This is a genomic window from Nocardia sp. NPDC058658, assembly GCF_042716665.1.
In the GTDB taxonomy this organism is placed as follows: domain Bacteria; phylum Actinomycetota; class Actinomycetes; order Mycobacteriales; family Mycobacteriaceae; genus Nocardia.
In genome coordinates, this window is record NZ_JBHXRR010000001.1 from 841687 (window position 1) to 856702 (window position 15016).

The 15016-nt window shown below is 68.7% G+C and carries 14 protein-coding genes; 5 read left to right on the forward strand and 9 right to left on the reverse strand.

Features of this window, described 5'->3' with window-relative positions; all coding sequences use genetic code 11:
• Window positions 1-35: 35 nt before the first annotated feature.
• From lnt to ACFWUP_RS03905, 6 genes are all read right to left on the reverse strand, one after another.
• A complete protein-coding gene (gene lnt / locus ACFWUP_RS03880) occupies window positions 36-1604 on the reverse strand; it encodes an apolipoprotein N-acyltransferase (RefSeq protein WP_379230954.1) in 1569 nt (522 codons plus the stop codon).
• Window positions 1605-1900: 296 nt separating this feature from the next.
• A complete protein-coding gene (locus tag ACFWUP_RS03885; protein WP_379230432.1) occupies window positions 1901-3493 on the reverse strand; it encodes an amidohydrolase in 1593 nt (530 codons plus the stop codon).
• A 149-nt stretch (window positions 3494-3642) separates the two neighbouring features.
• Entirely contained in the window at window positions 3643-3846 is a 204-nt protein-coding gene (locus tag ACFWUP_RS03890; protein ID WP_379230434.1) for a hypothetical protein, read from the reverse strand.
• Between the two features lie 46 nt (window positions 3847-3892).
• Entirely contained in the window at window positions 3893-4384 is a 492-nt protein-coding gene (locus ACFWUP_RS03895; RefSeq protein ID WP_379230436.1) for an FxsA family protein, read from the reverse strand.
• Between the two features lie 72 nt (window positions 4385-4456).
• Window positions 4457-5116, reverse strand: coding sequence for a response regulator (locus ACFWUP_RS03900; protein WP_379230437.1), 660 nt, complete (start codon window positions 5114-5116; stop codon window positions 4457-4459).
• A 21-nt stretch (window positions 5117-5137) separates the two neighbouring features.
• Window positions 5138-6313, reverse strand: a complete 1176-nt coding sequence (locus tag ACFWUP_RS03905) for a sensor histidine kinase (protein WP_379230439.1) — start codon at window positions 6311-6313, stop codon at window positions 5138-5140.
• 118 nt (window positions 6314-6431) lie between these two features.
• Between ACFWUP_RS03905 and ACFWUP_RS03910 the strand changes: the two genes are divergently transcribed.
• Window positions 6432-7199, forward strand: coding sequence for a TSUP family transporter (locus ACFWUP_RS03910; protein ID WP_379230441.1), 768 nt, complete (start codon window positions 6432-6434; stop codon window positions 7197-7199).
• On the opposite strand, the gene ACFWUP_RS03915 is transcribed toward ACFWUP_RS03910, so the two are convergent.
• The gene (locus ACFWUP_RS03915; protein ID WP_379230443.1) at window positions 7196-7846 is read right to left on the reverse strand and encodes a TetR/AcrR family transcriptional regulator; all 651 of its coding nucleotides are present in this window, start codon (window positions 7844-7846) and stop codon (window positions 7196-7198) included. The genes ACFWUP_RS03910 and ACFWUP_RS03915 overlap by 4 nt on opposite strands.
• A 145-nt stretch (window positions 7847-7991) precedes the next feature.
• On the opposite strand from ACFWUP_RS03915, the gene ACFWUP_RS03920 reads away from it, so the two are divergent.
• Genes ACFWUP_RS03920 through ACFWUP_RS03930 form a run of 3 tightly spaced genes read left to right on the forward strand, consistent with a single transcriptional unit; the run spans window position 7992 to window position 11731 of the window.
• Window positions 7992-9521 carry a TldD/PmbA family protein gene (locus tag ACFWUP_RS03920; protein WP_379230445.1) on the forward strand — a complete coding sequence of 510 codons (1530 nt, stop codon included), beginning with the start codon at window positions 7992-7994 and terminating at the stop codon, window positions 9519-9521.
• Window positions 9522-9529: 8 nt separating this feature from the next.
• Window positions 9530-10909, forward strand: coding sequence for a metallopeptidase TldD-related protein (locus tag ACFWUP_RS03925; protein WP_379230956.1), 1380 nt, complete (start codon window positions 9530-9532; stop codon window positions 10907-10909).
• Between the two features lie 18 nt (window positions 10910-10927).
• Window positions 10928-11731: an HAD family hydrolase gene (locus tag ACFWUP_RS03930; RefSeq protein ID WP_379230447.1), complete on the forward strand. Its 804-nt coding sequence runs from the start codon at window positions 10928-10930 to the stop codon at window positions 11729-11731.
• Here ACFWUP_RS03930 and ACFWUP_RS03935 read toward each other — a convergent pair.
• Window positions 11724-12875: an erythromycin esterase family protein gene (locus ACFWUP_RS03935; protein WP_379230448.1), complete on the reverse strand. Its 1152-nt coding sequence runs from the start codon at window positions 12873-12875 to the stop codon at window positions 11724-11726. The two genes, ACFWUP_RS03930 and ACFWUP_RS03935, sit on opposite strands and share 8 nt — an antisense overlap.
• 81 nt (window positions 12876-12956) lie before the next feature.
• Between ACFWUP_RS03935 and ACFWUP_RS03940 the strand changes: the two genes are divergently transcribed.
• Entirely contained in the window at window positions 12957-13688 is a 732-nt protein-coding gene (locus ACFWUP_RS03940) for a MerR family DNA-binding transcriptional regulator (RefSeq protein WP_379230450.1), read from the forward strand.
• Between the two features lie 5 nt (window positions 13689-13693).
• Here ACFWUP_RS03940 and ACFWUP_RS03945 read toward each other — a convergent pair whose 3' ends face one another.
• Window positions 13694-14983 carry an acetyl-CoA C-acyltransferase gene (locus tag ACFWUP_RS03945; RefSeq protein ID WP_379230452.1) on the reverse strand — a complete coding sequence of 430 codons (1290 nt, stop codon included), beginning with the start codon at window positions 14981-14983 and terminating at the stop codon, window positions 13694-13696.
• Window positions 14984-15016 lie beyond the last annotated feature (33 nt).

Here is a 15016-nt window from a genome sequence, read left to right on the forward strand (position 1 = left end):
CTTCGTGCCGCTTCCCCCCGGCTGAAACAAACCGCTTATTCAGAATTGTCCGAACTTCGCACAGGGTGCGCCTGATTCGCACGGCGGCGTCGAAGTAATAGCGATCCGACACCGATCGCGGTCAGGATAACGGACGCGAGTTCGGGCCACGCACCGATTCGGGTAGCGATTGTTGTCGTGTCGCGTAAAGGTAGCTGGGCTACCAGTGCGGCGGGGACGACCTGCTCGGTGCTCTGCCTGAGCACGCCGTCCGCGGTGATGATCCCGCTGACTCCGGTGGTTGCTGCGACCACGAGCGCGCGCCCGTGCTCGACCGCCCGCACCCGCGACATGGCGAGTTGTTGATATGTCATCTCGCTCGTGCCGAATGTCGCGTTGTTGGTCGGCACCGTCAGCAATTCGGCGCCCGCGGCGAGCGAGTCCCGAAATGCCCGATCGAAGGCGACCTCGTAACAGGTCGCCACACCGATCGGCACACCCGCGGCCGTGACTGTTCCGTCACCATTTCCCGGCACGAAATAGCCTGCGCGGTCGGCATAGGAGGAGAACAAACGGAAGAAACCACGCATCGGCAGGTATTCGCCGAACGGCTGGATGATCTTCTTGTCGTGCCGATCCCCCGGACCGGCCGCGCCGTTCCACACGATCACCGAGTTGGTGGTCGTGCGGTCACCGTTCACCAGGACTGCGCCGACGAGGATCGGGGCGCCGATCTTCACCGATGCTTCGGTGATCTCGGCGGCGGCGTCGGCGTTGCGCAGTGGATCTATGTCGGAGGAGTTCTCGGGCCAGATCACGATGTCGGGCCGTGCGGCCTGGCCGCGATGCACGGCGTCGGCCAGTTCCTCGGTGCGCCGGACGTGGTTGTCCAGCACGGCACGGCGCTGGGCGTTGAAGTCGAGCCCGAGCCGCGGCACACTGCCCTGGATGGCGGCGACCGTGATCGTCCGGTTGCCTGCATCCGGGCCGGGCAGCGTCGGCCGCAGGATCACTCCGGCCAGGGGCATGATAGCCACGGCCACCACGGCGGTGGCAAATCCGGTCCGCACGGCGCGGGTGTTCGGGCGTGGCGCGGGGGTACGCGACCACGCGAACAGGCGCAGTGCCAGTGCGGCGAGTCCGGTGCCGGTCAGCGCGACCGCGAATCCGATCAGCGGTGCGCCACCGTAGGCGGCCAGCGGCAGGTACCAGCCCTCGGCTTGACCGAAAGCGATACGCCCCCAAGGGAATCCGCCGAACGGAAAACTCGACCTGAGCCATTCGGTCGTGGTCCACGCCAGCGCGAGCCATACCGGCCACCCCGGCAGCGCGCTCAACCACCGTGCGAGCACACCCCAGATTCCGAAGTACACCGCGCACACCGTCGACAGCGCCAGCCACGGCACCGGCCCCACATAGATCCCGGTCCACGGCAGCAACGGCACGAAAAACGCCAGCCCCCCGAGCATCCCGTACCCGAACCCACCGCGCAGCTTGCCCGGCGGACATACCGCGGCGGTGAGCAGTGCGATGGCCACCGGCGCGAGGAACCAGAACGGGCGCGGCGGGAAACTGCCGAACAGCAACAGCCCACCCACGACCGCGGCCAGCATCCGCAGCATCATCAGCTCGGTGCCGATGGACTCGAGACGCGATCCAGCGGACGCGGAGTCCAACTGCCGGGATGACACGTCGTCCGACCCCGACGCACCAGGATCCGAGTCCTCCACGCCCCCAGTCGGTGCGGTCCCGGTATGCGCCTTTCGGGATGACGCGGTAGCCGACTCCGCCGCACCGGGATCGATGTCACCGACAGCAGATGCCGGCTCGTCGTCGGATGTGGAGTCGGAACGGTCGCCCGTCGCGGGGTCGATCATGGTGTGGTGCTCCGTGATTCGTTACGGGCGTGGCGCCGAGCGGGTCAGGCGGTGTAGATCGTGACGCCGTCGCGCACGGTGCGCACGCAGGTCGGCAGGTCGACGCCCGGGTCGAGGCGTGGGAGGCCGGGGACGCGGGAGCGGGGGTCGGTGGACCAGCGCTGGACGGTGTCGGCGGCCGCGGCGACGACGAGGTCACCCGCGTCCCAGACCGCGTAGGAGGCGGGGGCACCGGGGACCAGGGTTCCGGCCAGGCCGTCGCGGACGCCGCCCGCTCGCCAGGCGCCACGGGTGGCGGCGGCGAAGGCCGCGCGGGGCGAGAGGCCGTGGCCGGGAGTGCGGTGGTGGACGGCCGCGCGTACCTGTTCCCACGGGTTCATGGCGGTGACCGGGGCGTCGGAGCCGATGGCGAGGGAGATGCCCGCCGCCGCCATCGCGGAGTACGGGTTGAGGCCTGCGGCGCGTTCGGCGCCGAGCCGGGTCGCGTACATCCCGTCGGGTCCACCCCATGCGGCGTCGAAGCCCGGCTGCACGGACGCGATCACGCCGAGTGCGGCGAGTTGTTCGATCGCGGCGGCGTCGGTCATCTCCGCGTGTTCGACCCGGTGCCCGCGTGCGGCGATCGCCGGCCCGCCGAGTTCGGTTGCCACACGGGCGAATCCGGCGACCACGGTGTCCATCGCGGCGTCGCCGATGGCGTGGAAGCCGGCCTGGATGCCCGCTTCGGTGCAGGCGCGGATGTGCGCGGTGACGGTCTCTTCGTCGAGGAAGCTCTTGCCGCAGCCCGCCGCGTCGGCGTAGGGCTCGCGCAGCAGCGCGGTGTGCGAACCGAGTGAGCCGTCGACGAACAGGTCACCGCCGAGGGCGTGCACACCGAGCTCGTCGATCAGCGCGCGTGCTTCGTCGGCGGTGCGCACGGCCTGACCCCAGTAGGCGCGCACGGCCACGCCGTGTTCGAAAGCGAGGAGTTCGCGGGTGTCCTCGCGGCCGGAGATATCGGGCCCCGCGCATTCGTGGACGGCGACGATGCCGAGTGCGGCCGCCGCGTCGAGTGCGGCCTTGCGTGCCGAATCCCTTTGGGCGCGAGTCAGTTCCGCGAGGGCAACGGTGCGTACCCGGTGGTGGGCGTCGGCGCGCAACAGGTCGCCACGGTGGTATCCGTCGCCGAGTTCACCCGCCGCGTCGAGCAGCGCCGAGGAGGCGACGGCCGAGTGCGCGTCGACGCGCGCCAGGTACACGAGCCTGCCCGGACCGGCGGCCCCGTCGAGTTCGGCGACCGTCGGCGGACGCCGTTCTGGCCAGGCGGTGTCGTCCCAGCCCTCGCCGATGATCACCCCGTCCGGCTGGGTCGCCGCGTGCGCGCGCACCGTCTGGAGTAGTTCGGCCAGGGATCCGGCGGCACTCACGTCGAGCCCGGTCAGTTGCAGTCCCAGTGCGGTGACGTGCACGTGTGGGTCGACGAACGCGGGCGCCACGAAGGCACCGTCGAGGTCGATGATCTCCGCGTCGGGGTGCATCGCGCGCCCTGGTGCCTCGGCTCCCAAAAACACCACGGTGCCGTCGGTGACCGCCATCGCGGTCGCGTCCGGGGAGCTCGAACTGTAGAAACGACCGCCGATCAGCAACTGGGTACTCACGGTTGCCCAGTCTGCCGTATGGACGGATCGCTACCTCGGCAGGGACAGTGTCAGCTCGTCGGTAGCCGGGTCAGGTCGGCGGCAACCATGTCAGCCCGGCGGTGGCTGCATCGGGTCCACGGTGACCGCGTCGGCTCGGCGGCGTGGCGTCAGGTCGGCAGCGACAGTGCCGCGCGCATTTCGGCGTCACTGAACCCGGCGGAGCAATGCCCGCCCGCCTCCACGGCGATGAGTTCCAAACGCCATGCGGCGGTGGTGAAATCCGACATCGACTGCCCGGCAGCGGCGCTCGCTCTGCGCACCGCGTCGGCCAGTTCCTCGCTCACCGTAATGGTGATCTGCTCGGTGGCCATACGGGCACTCTAGACCCTTCGCCGACGAGCGCGGGCATGTCGCGATTCAGGCGGGACCGAGCGCGCGCGGGCCCGAGGTGTGACCGTCGTCGTACCACTGGCCGACCACGGTGCCGTCGACCACGTCACCGTCGGCGTCCACGACCATCCCGCGATAGGGCGAGGGCGCGAACGAGGGCAGCGGTCCGAAGCGCCGGGTACCGAGCTTCTCCAGTGCCGGCCGCAACAGCGCCCTGGTCGGCGGGAACAGCGCGAGCAGCCCGACGACCCCGGTGACCAGTCCCGGTACGAACAGCAGCACCGATCCGGTGGCGACGATCACCCCGTCGGCGACCGCGCTCTCGGCGCTCACCTCACCGCGGGAGGCCCGCCGGAATCGGTCGAACACCCGCCTGCCCTGCCGTCCGAGCAGCACCAGGCCGACGCCCGACACCGCGACGAGCACGACCAGCGCCCAGCCGATGCCGATCAGCTGGGCGAGACCGACGAGGGCGGCGATCTCGACGACGAGGTAGAGGACGAACAGCAGGGCGGTCATGGCGATCCTTTCGGACGATCTGTTCCGTCAACGCACGAGCGCCCGATTTTTCTCCCGGCCGGGCAGGCGGGTTCAGGCACCCGGCCGCACCAACCCGGTTTCGTAGGCAAGGACCACCGCCTGCACCCGGTCGCGCAGGCCGAGTTTGGTGAGCACCCGGCCGACGTGCGTTTTCACGGTCGCCTCCGACAGGAACAGGGCGGCGGCGATCTCGGCGTTGGAGCGACCGATCGCGATCTGTTCCAGGACTTCGCGTTCGCGGGCGGTGAGGACGTCGAGGATTTTCGGGTCGCGCAGACTGGTCGGGTCCTCGGCGACGAGGCGGTCGAGCAGCCGCTTGGTGACCTTGGGTGAGACCACCGCGTCCCCGGCGGCGACGCTGCGGATCGCCGAAATCAGGTCCTCCGGCGGAGTGTCCTTGAGCAGGAATCCGCTGGCGCCCGCGCGTAGGGCACCGAGGGCGTGTTCGTCGAGGTCGAAGGTGGTCATCACGAGCACCCGCACGCCCTCCCCCGCGGCGACGATTCGCGCGGTGGCGGTCACCCCGTCGACGACCGGCATCCGCACATCCATCAGCACCACATCGGGGCGAAGTTCGCTGGCCCGCCGCACGGCCTCGTCACCGTTGCCCGCTTCGCCGATCACGTCGATGTCGGGGTGCGCGCCGAGCACCATCTTCAGGCCCATCCGCATGAGTTCTTGATCGTCCACCACGAGCACGCTGATCGGCATTGCCCCACCATAGTGGGCGGATCAGTCCGTCTCCATGCGCAGCGGGAGGTCCGCGCGCACCTGCCAGCGACCGTCGTCGAGCCTGCCCGCGTGCAGCGTGCCACCGAGCACCGCGACCCGTTCGCGCATCCCGACCAGGCCCATCCCGGTGCCGGGGATCTCAGCACCCGCGCTCACCTGGGCCGGTACGCCGCCGCTGTCGGTGACTTCGACAAGAATGTCCTCCTCGCGCCGGTGCACCCGCACCACCGCCTTCGGCTCCGCGCCGGCGTGCCGCAGGGTGTTGGTGAGCGATTCCTGCACGATGCGGTGCACGCCGAGACTCACCTCGGGGGCGATGTCGTCGAGTTCACCGGTCAGCTCGAGGTCGACGGCCAGCCCCGCTTCGCGCATCATCTGCGCCAGCTTCGCGATCCCCGCGCTCCCGTGCTGGGGCAGCATTTCCGGTGCGTGCTCGGTGCGCAGCAGGGCGACGGTGCGGCGCAGTTCGCGCAGGGCGTCACGGCCGGTCCCCGCGATGGTGGCAAGCGCGCGTTCGGCGGTTTCCGGGTCCTGACGCAGGGCGTATTTGGCGCCGTCGGCCTGGACGATGATCACGCTCACCGCGTGCGCGACCACGTCGTGGAGTTCGCGGGCGATCCGGGTGCGTTCGGCGGCGACCGCGTCGTGCGCGCGCCGTTCCTTGTCGTAATCGGCGACCGCCAGGCGCGCCGCGACCTCGGAGTCGTAGGCGTGCCGGGCCCCGTTGAACTCGGCCAGGGTCCAGCACAGCGCGTAGATGAGCGCGACCATCGCCAGATCGCCGCCCTTGGGCTCGTCGAGCAGCACAACCGACGCCACCAGATCGAGCACGAGGAAGGCCAGCAGGATCAGCCCCTCGCGCCGCCCCACGTAGGCGACGAGCGTGTAGAGCATCACCCCGAGCCCGATCAGCGCGACGTGGTCGGTGGCGTGATCATCGGTCAGGTAGCCGAACAGGGTGTTGATCTGCGACAGCACCACCAGCACCGCCGCCACCGCTCGGGGATACACCCGGCGCAGGATCAGCGGCAACGGCAGAATCACCGAGAAGATCAGATAGACGACCTTGTTGCGTTCGTCGCCCACTCCGAGGGCATCGAGGAACAGCAGCATTGCCGCGAGAATCGAATCGGCGACGATGGGTCGTCCGCGTAGCCACAGGCTGAACCGGCGCACGGGGCCAGCCTAATGTGCGCGGACGCGCAGCGTTCCTCAGCCGCGCACGGCCGGAGCGAAGGCGGAGGTACGCGTAGCCCGGCTGGCTTTCCGGTCGTGATCTTGATTGCCTGGACGGGTGCAAATCGGAGACTGGGCGGTCCTGTTGGCGGCAGCGGCGGCAGCGGGTTGGGTCGATGCCGTGGTCGGCGGTGGCGGGCTGATCATCCTGCCGACGCTGTTGCTGGTCGTGCCCGGCATCACGCCGCAGACCGCCCTCGGCACCAACAAGCTCACCTCCCTGGCGGGCACATCGACCGCGGTGGCGACCTTCGCGCGCAAGGTGCCGATGCAGTGGAAGGTGCTGCTGCCCGGCGCGGTGATCGCGGCGATCACCTCCGCGTGCGGAGCGGCGGCGGTCTCGCTGATCGACCGCGAGCTGTTCATCCCCCTGGTCATGGTGGTGCTCGTCGCGGTGGCGGTCTTCGTGACGCTGCGCCCGTCGGTCGGCCTGACCATGGCCACCCATCCGCCGACGCGCCGCAAGGTGATCCTGGTGGTGGCCCTCGCCGCCGGCCTGGTCGGCTTCTACGACGGACTGCTCGGGCCGGGCACCGGCACCTTCCTGATCATCACCTTCGCGACCCTGCTCGGCACCGAGTTCGTGCGGGCGGCGGCGATGGCGAAGGTGATCAACTGCGGGTCGAACCTGGGTGGGCTGCTGTTCCTCGCCGTGACCGGACACGTCCTGTGGGGCCTCGGCGCGGGCATGGCGGTGGCGAATGTGCTCGGCGCCCTGGTCGGTTCCCGGATGGCACTGGCCAGGGGCGCCGGGTTCGTCCGGATCGTTTTGCTGGTGGTCGTGGTGGTGATGGTGATCCGGTTGGGCTGGCAGCAGTTCGGCTAGTGCACCGGTTCCGGTGGTGCGGAGGCGGCGAGCCAGGGCTGCAGGACCCGCGAGGTGGTCTCGTGGATCTTGCGATGCAGGCGTTCCCCGTCGTCGATGCCGTGCTGGGGTTGCTGGAACAGCACCGTCAACGCGCCCGACACCGCGCCGACGACCGCACCCACCAGCGCCGCGGCGCCGACCTCGTCGAGTTCGTGGGGGAACGCGATGTGCAGTTGGTGCGCGATCTCGCGCTGCGCGACCAGTTGCGCGTGCGCGGCACGGCCGCTCACCGAGGGAACCGTCCGCGAAACCCGTGCCCGCAGCGCCGCCACCCGCGAGCCCACATCGTCGACGAGGTGTTCGCCGGGGTCGTCGCCCGCGGCGCGCAGGGCCCGCAGCAACACCTCCACCGGTCGCTCGCCGGGGCGACGCGTGGCGATCGCGGCGACGGCCGCGCGCACCCGTTCGTCGGGTTCGGGGAAGAGCAGTTCTTCTTTGCTCGCGAAGTAGTTGAAGAAGGTTCGAGTTCCGACCTCGGCAACGGCGGCGATGTCGGCGACGGTCGTTTCCTCATAGCCTCTGGCCTCGAACAATTCGACGGCGGCCAGAAGGATCGCACGACGGGTTCGTTCCCTTTTTCGATCGCGCAAGGCAGATGGCGGCACGGCGGGCACCCTACGGCATTTCCGGCATCGCTCGCGGGAGGAGCGGGGTCCGCGCGTCACGGTAACGACTGCCGCAACCGGCTTTTCGCGCGCCGCAACCGGCTCCGGCGCACATGTGTCGGTGGCACCGGTTAGCGTGGGTCCGGTGAGTACCACGACTTCCAGAGATGTGGACGAGGAGTTCCGCGCGCTCGGGCTCGGCGCACTGGCCGAGGCCGCGTTGTCGGCGGCCCGCGCGGCAGGCGCCGAGCACGCCGATCTGCGCGTGCAACGTCTGGTGACGCAGTCGATCAGGTTGCGCGACGGGCGCGTCGAAGCGGTCACCGACGCGACCGAGCTGGGGCTGGCGGTGCGTGTGATCATCGACGGCACCTGGGGTTTCGCCTCGCACGCCGCGCTCACGCCCGCGACCGCCGCCGAGGTGGCGCGCCGGGCGGTGAACGTGGCGCGGGCGTTGCGGTCGCTGAACCGGGAACGCGTCGAGCTGGCCGACGAGCCACGCTATGACGATGTCTCGTGGGTCTCGGCGTATGAGCTGGACCCGTTCACGGTGGCGACCGCCGACAAAGTGGCTGTGCTGCAGGACTATTCGGAGCGGCTGTCCTCGGCCGACGGTGTCGACCATGTCACCGCCTCGGTCCTGCAGGTCAAGGAGCAGACCTTCTACGCCGACACTGCCGGTTCGTCGATCACCCAGCAGCGCGTGCGCCTGCACCCCCAACTGGAAGCGGTCACCGTCGATTCCGCGTCGGGTGTCTTCGAGACGATGCGCACGCTCGCCGCGCCGGCTGGCCGTGGCTGGGAGTACGTCACCGGCGCCGACGGAACCTGGGACTGGACAGGCGAACTCGCGCAGATTCCGGGCTGGCTGGCCGAGAAGGTGAAGGCGCCCAGCGTTGTCGCCGGGCCCACCGATCTGGTGATCGACCCGACGAACCTGTGGCTCACGATCCACGAATCCATCGGTCACGCCACCGAATACGACCGGGCGATCGGCTACGAATCCGCTTACGCGGGCACCTCGTTCGCCACTCCCGATCAGCTCGGCACGCTGCAGTACGGCACGCCGATCATGCATGTCACCGGTGACCGCACACAGGTCAACGGCCTGAGCACCGTCGGCTACGACGACGAAGGCGTCGCCGGCCAGCAGTGGGACCTCGTTCGCGACGGCATCCTGGTCGGCTACCAACTCGACCGCGTGTTCGCCCCGCGCCTCGGACTCGACCGTTCCAACGGATGCTCGTACGCCGATTCGCCACACCATGTTCCGATCCAGCGGATGGCGAATGTGTCGCTACAGCCGGATCCGTCGCGTGACACCACCACCGCGGAGCTCATCTCCCGGGTCGAGGACGGCATCTACATCGTCGGCGACAAGAGCTGGTCGATCGACATGCAGCGCTACAACTTCCAGTTCACCGGTCAGCGCTTCTTCCGCATCCGCAACGGCGAACTCGACGGCCAACTCCGTGACGTCGCCTACCAGGCCACGACCACCGATTTCTGGGGGTCCATGGAAGCGGTCGGCGGGCCGAGCACCTGGCAGCTCGGTGGTGCGTTCAACTGCGGTAAAGCCCAGCCCGGTCAGGTGGCGGCGGTGAGTCACGGCTGTCCGTCGGTGCTGGTACGCGGGGTCAACATTCTCAATACCCGGACGGAGGGCGGTCAGTGAACGAGGGTCTGTTCCCGGCGGGCGCGGTGGTCGAGCGTGCGCTGGCGGCGTCGAAAGCCGACGAGGCGATCGTGATCGTCACCGACGCGCACGAGGCGTCGCTGCGATGGGCCGGCAATTCGATGACCACCAATGGTTCGTCGGTATCGCGGGATTGGGTGGTGATCTCGGTGTTCCGCGAGGGCCCGAACGTCGCGCGGGTCGGCTCGATCAGCTCCACCAGTGTCGATCCCGCTGAGATCGAGGCCGTGGTGCGTGCCAGCGAGGGAGCCGCCCGCACGGCCGCTCCCGCGCGCGACGCGATGCCGCTACTCGAACCCACCGACGACGACACCGCCACCTGGGATCAGGCGCCCGGCGCCACCGAGATCGAAGTCTTCGCCGGATTGGCGCATGACCTGTCGACCGGTTTCGACGGCACCGACCGCCTCTACGGTTTCGCCCACCACCAGGTGCACACCACCTGGCTCGGCACCTCGACCGGCATCCGGCGGCGGTTCAGTCAGCCGACCGGTTCGGTGGAGATCAACGGCAAGCGGGGCGAGGGCAAGGATCTGGCGAGCGCCTGGGTGGGCGTCGGCACCGCCGATTTCACCGATGTCGATACCCCTGGTCTGCTCGCCGAACTGTCCCGTCGCCTGGACTGGTCCAAGCGACGAATCGACCTGCCCGCGGGCCGCTACGAAACCCTGCTGCCCCCGTCTTCGGTCGCCGATCTGATGATCTACCTGGCGTGGAGCATGGAGGGCCGCGGCGCCCACGAAGGCCACACCGCGTTCTCCCGCGCCGGTGGCACCCGAATCGGTGAGCGGCTCAGCGACATTCCGCTCACCCTGTACTCCGATCCGAACGCGAGCGGCCTCGAATACCGGCCGTTCGTGGCGACGCCGTCCTCGTCGGAATCGCTGTCGGTGTTCGACAACGGTCTGTCCGCACAACGCGTCGACTGGATCGGCGACGGTGTCATCGAATCCCTGGTCTACCCACGCGCCACTGCCGCCGAATTCAGTGCCCCCGCAACCATTCCCGGCGAGAACCTGCTTCTCACCGGCGGCGGCGACGCGACCCTCGACGACATGATCGCCCGCACCGAACGCGGCCTGCTCCTCACCTGCCTCTGGTACATCCGCGAGGTCGACCCCGCCACCCTGCTCCTCACCGGCCTGACCCGCGACGGCGTCTACCTGGTCGAAGACGGTCAGGTAACCGGCGCGGTCAACAACTTCCGCTTCAACGAAAGCCCCCTCGATCTCCTGCGCCGCGTCTCCGAAGCAGGCGCCACCGAGATCACCCTCCCCCGCGAATGGAAAGACTGGTTCACCCGCACCGCCATGCCGCCACTGCGCATCCCCGACTTCCACATGTCCTCGGTCAGCCAGGCGACCTAGCCGGTGCCCACTATCCGAATGTTCGCGACAGACCTCGACGGCACACTGCTGCGTTCTGATCACACCGTTTCGGCACGCACCGCCGAGGCGATCGCGAGGGCGCAGGCAGCGGGCATCGAAGTCGTTTGGGCGACCGCGCGCGGCCGTCATTCGGTACAGGAGTTGGCGCGAACGTGTGGTTTCCGCGGCAAAGCGGTATGCGCCAACGGTGCTGTGCTGCTCGACCTCGCCGCCGACACACCCGAGATCATCGACATGGTCCCGATCGCTCCCGGTAGGGCGAGAGCGGTGATGGGGCAGCTGCGCGAGCTGATTCCCGGTGTCGTGTTCGCCAATATCAGTACGACGCGGATCGTCGCCGAGCCCGCCTATGCCGCCCTGTGCCGGTTCGGCGATCACCAGTGGTATCCGCACGACATGGAGCTGGCCGACAACCTTCCGACAGAACTCGAACCGATGGTGAAGATCGTCGCCCGACATCCCGAGTTACCCAGCGCGCAGTTGTACCGAACGGCGGTGGCGATCGGGATCGTCGGCGTGGAGTTGACACATTCGGGCGCGGCGTTCCTGGAGATGGCGGCCGAAGGTGTGTCGAAAGCCAGTGCCCTGGAACGGTTGTGCGCACGCGACGGGATAGACCTGTCGGAGGTCGCGGCCGCCGGTGACGCGCTCAACGATGTCGCCATGCTGACGTGGGCGGGGACCGCGCTGGTGCCTGCCAACGCGGTCCTCGAGGTCATCGCACTCGCCGACCGGGTGCTCCCGACCAACGACGAGGACGGTGTCGCCACCTACCTGGAGGAACTGGTCGCGGCTAGCTGACCGCGGTCGGCGCCCGACCCACGCTGAGATGCAGGATCGTGTCCGTGGCGTTCACGGTGTCCGCGTCGAGGGGAAAATATCCCTGCTCCTGCGTGGCATCGGTGCGGGCGTCACAGGATTCGAGTTCTGCCGCCGGGATCAAACCCCACGTGTCGATGCGGTTCTGCAGCGTGTGTTCGAAGGTGCCCGGTGCGGGTTCGCCGAGTTCGAGGCCGTCGCTGCGCCCCAAACTGCCCAGAACGACCGAATAGTGCGGCCCCAGTAGCGATCCGACGATCGCCCCCGCCCCGGACCAGACGAGCTCCATCGGCCCCATCTGCATGATGCTGGTGTTGCGCCGCAGGTGCAGGTTGTGCGAGTACACCAGGGTGGGTCCACGACGCGCTTCGATCGACCGGATGTCGAGGAGGTTCTGGGCCATGAGCGCGTCGCGGGAGGCGGCCAGGCTGTTCCAGCGCACACCGTCCTCGGTCGGCGCGGCCGCCTGCCGGTGATAGCGGAGCAGGCCGATACCGGCGGTGAGATGGATTATCGCCCTTCGCCATTCGTCGAGCGAGGTGGCCGCGACCCGTTCCGGCGCGCGGGTGTAGAGCAGGGTGAGCATGTCGTCGGCCATCACCCGCAACTGCTCGGCCTCGACACTGGCACCGGGCGAGACCTTCGCGTCCAAGACCGCTTCGCTGCGGCTCCAACGCTCGTCATCGCCTGCCGGGCCTGCGATGTCGAAGTCGAGTTCCAGGTAGTCGCGGGCGAATTCGAGGTAGGTACGCGGGCTGGGCGCGCTCATCGTTTCCATCGCGGCGTCGAATCCGTAGAAGCCGACCTGATCGTCGGCCGGTCGACCCGCGTTGTGATCGCGCAGCCACGCGACCAGCTCACGGTTGCCGGTGAGTTCGCCGAAATCGTGCGAGAAGCCTTTCCGCATCACGTCGTCGAGGGCACCGTCGCCGCCCCGGACGAACTCGTCCACGGCGAGCGCGGCAACCCGGTCCGTTTCGAGCGCGACCGACCGGAATCCTCGCGCCACCAACTCGACGAACAGTTCATTGCGGACCGCCGCGAAGCCGGGTTCTTTGTGGGTCGGTTCCCCGAGCGCGAGCAGCTCGCAGGATGAAGGGACGAAGTCGCTGATTTTCTGACTCATGTGTATCAATCGTATCGTTGAAAGAACGATGGAGACTTGACCTGGAGCTGTTCGCCGAACATATCGTAAAGTCTCAAACCAGTGAGAACCCTGAGACCATCCGACCTGGCCCGCGAGCACGCGATCTCGACCCAGGCAGTCCGCAACTACGAACACGACGGCTGCCTGCCCCCGGCCGAGCGAACCCCCACCGGCTACCGGATCTACACCGAACTGCACGCCACCGCGTTGCGCACCTACCTCACCCTGATCACCGCCTACGGCCACGCCACCGCGGGCCACATCATGCGTGCCCTGCACTCCGACGACCTCGACAAGGCCCTCACGACCATCGACCGCAGTCACAGCCAACTCCTGCGCGACCGCGAAACCCTCACGTCGGTCCGCCGAGCCGTCGACCACCTCATCGCCGAACCAGGCTCTTCCCCAACGCTTTCAGCGGAAACCAGAACCGTCGGCGAACTCGCCCACCACCTCCGGGTCACCCCCGCCACCCTGCGAGCCTGGGAAACAGCGGGCATCCTCACCCCCACCCGCGACCCCGCCACCGGCTACCGCCACTACGACGCCACCGACCTCCGCGACGCCGAACTGGCCCACATCCTGCGCCGAGGCCACTACCCCCGCACCCACATCGCCACCGTCATCGCCCAGATCCGCGCGGCGGGCAGCACCGAAGCCCTCGCAAGCGCGCTCGACAACTGGCAGGCAAAACTCACCTCCCAGGGACTCGCCATGCTCGACGCAGCCGCCGCGCTGAGCCGCTACATGGACATTCGGGCGCACCGTCCCCGCCCCGGTGCGCCCGACTGACCGACTCAGATTCGTTCGAGCACCGCCGACGCGCCGATCCCGCCTGCCGCGCAGATCCCCAGCAGCGCAGCCTCTTTCCCGGTGCGCGCCAGTTCATTGGCCATGGTGGTGACCATGCGGGCACCGGTCGCGCCGAAGGGGTGGCCCAGCGAGATCGAGCCGCCGTGGACGTTCAGTTTGTCGATGTCGACCGATCCGACGGCCTCGTCGCGGTCGAGGCGAGTCTTGGCCCATTCGGCGCTCTCGAGCATCTTCAGCACCGAAAGGGTCTGGGCCGCGAAGGCTTCGTGGATGTCGACCAGGTCGATATCGGCCAGGGTCATGCCCGCCTTGTCGAGGGCGCGGGGCATCGAGATCGCCGGTCCGATGAGGACCTGGTCGGCGGGATCGACGCTGACGAAACTCCAGGACCGGAACGCGGCCTGCGGGGTGAACCCGAGGGCGCGCGCCTTCTCCTCGCTCATCAGCAGAACCGCCGACGCGCCGTCGGTGAGCGGACTGGCATTGCCTGCCGTGACCGTGCCGTTCTTCTCGAAAACCGGCTTCAGGGCGGCGAGCTTCTCGATGCTGGTGTTCGCGCGAACGAGTCCGTCGGTCTCGATCAGCGTGCCCGACGGCGTGGTGATCGGCACGACCTCGTCATCGAAACGCCCCGAGGCGATCGCCGCCGCGGCCCGCTGATGCGAGCGGGCAGCGAAAGCGTCTTGATCGGCGCGCGAGATGCCGTTGATGCGCGCCATCTTCTCCGCGGACTCGCCCATCACCTCACCGGTCGTGCGCTCGGAGATCTTGGGCTGGCGCGGCAGGATGTCGGTGAACGGCGCGAGCTGGCGGACCACATCGAGGTAGTCCATCGCCTTCGGCTTGCCCAGCGCCACCGGCGCGACCGCGTGCACGACCTTCTGCGGCAGCTTGATCTCGGCATTGCTGGTGGAATCGCTGCCGCCGGCGATCATGATGTCGTACTCGCCGCGCTCGATCGCCGCGGCCGCTGAGGTCACCGCCTGCAGACCCGAGGCGCACGCACGAGTGACCGTGTAACCCTCGCAACCGAAGTCCAGGTTCAGGTCGAGGGCGATCTCGCGCGCGATGTTCGGCGCGTGACTGGGCAGAACCACCCCGCCCCAAACGATCGACTGGATCTCGCCGGGCGCGATTCCGGTCCGCTCGATCAGCCCGCGGACGGCCGCACCGGCCAGGGCGATGCTGTCGAGGCGGGTGAAATCGGTGAACGCGCGCACGAACGGAGTCCGCGCGCCCGCGACGACGACGGCCCGGTTGCGTTTCACGGCCATGTGAGTCCCTTCGGAAGTGTTACCGAAGACTCA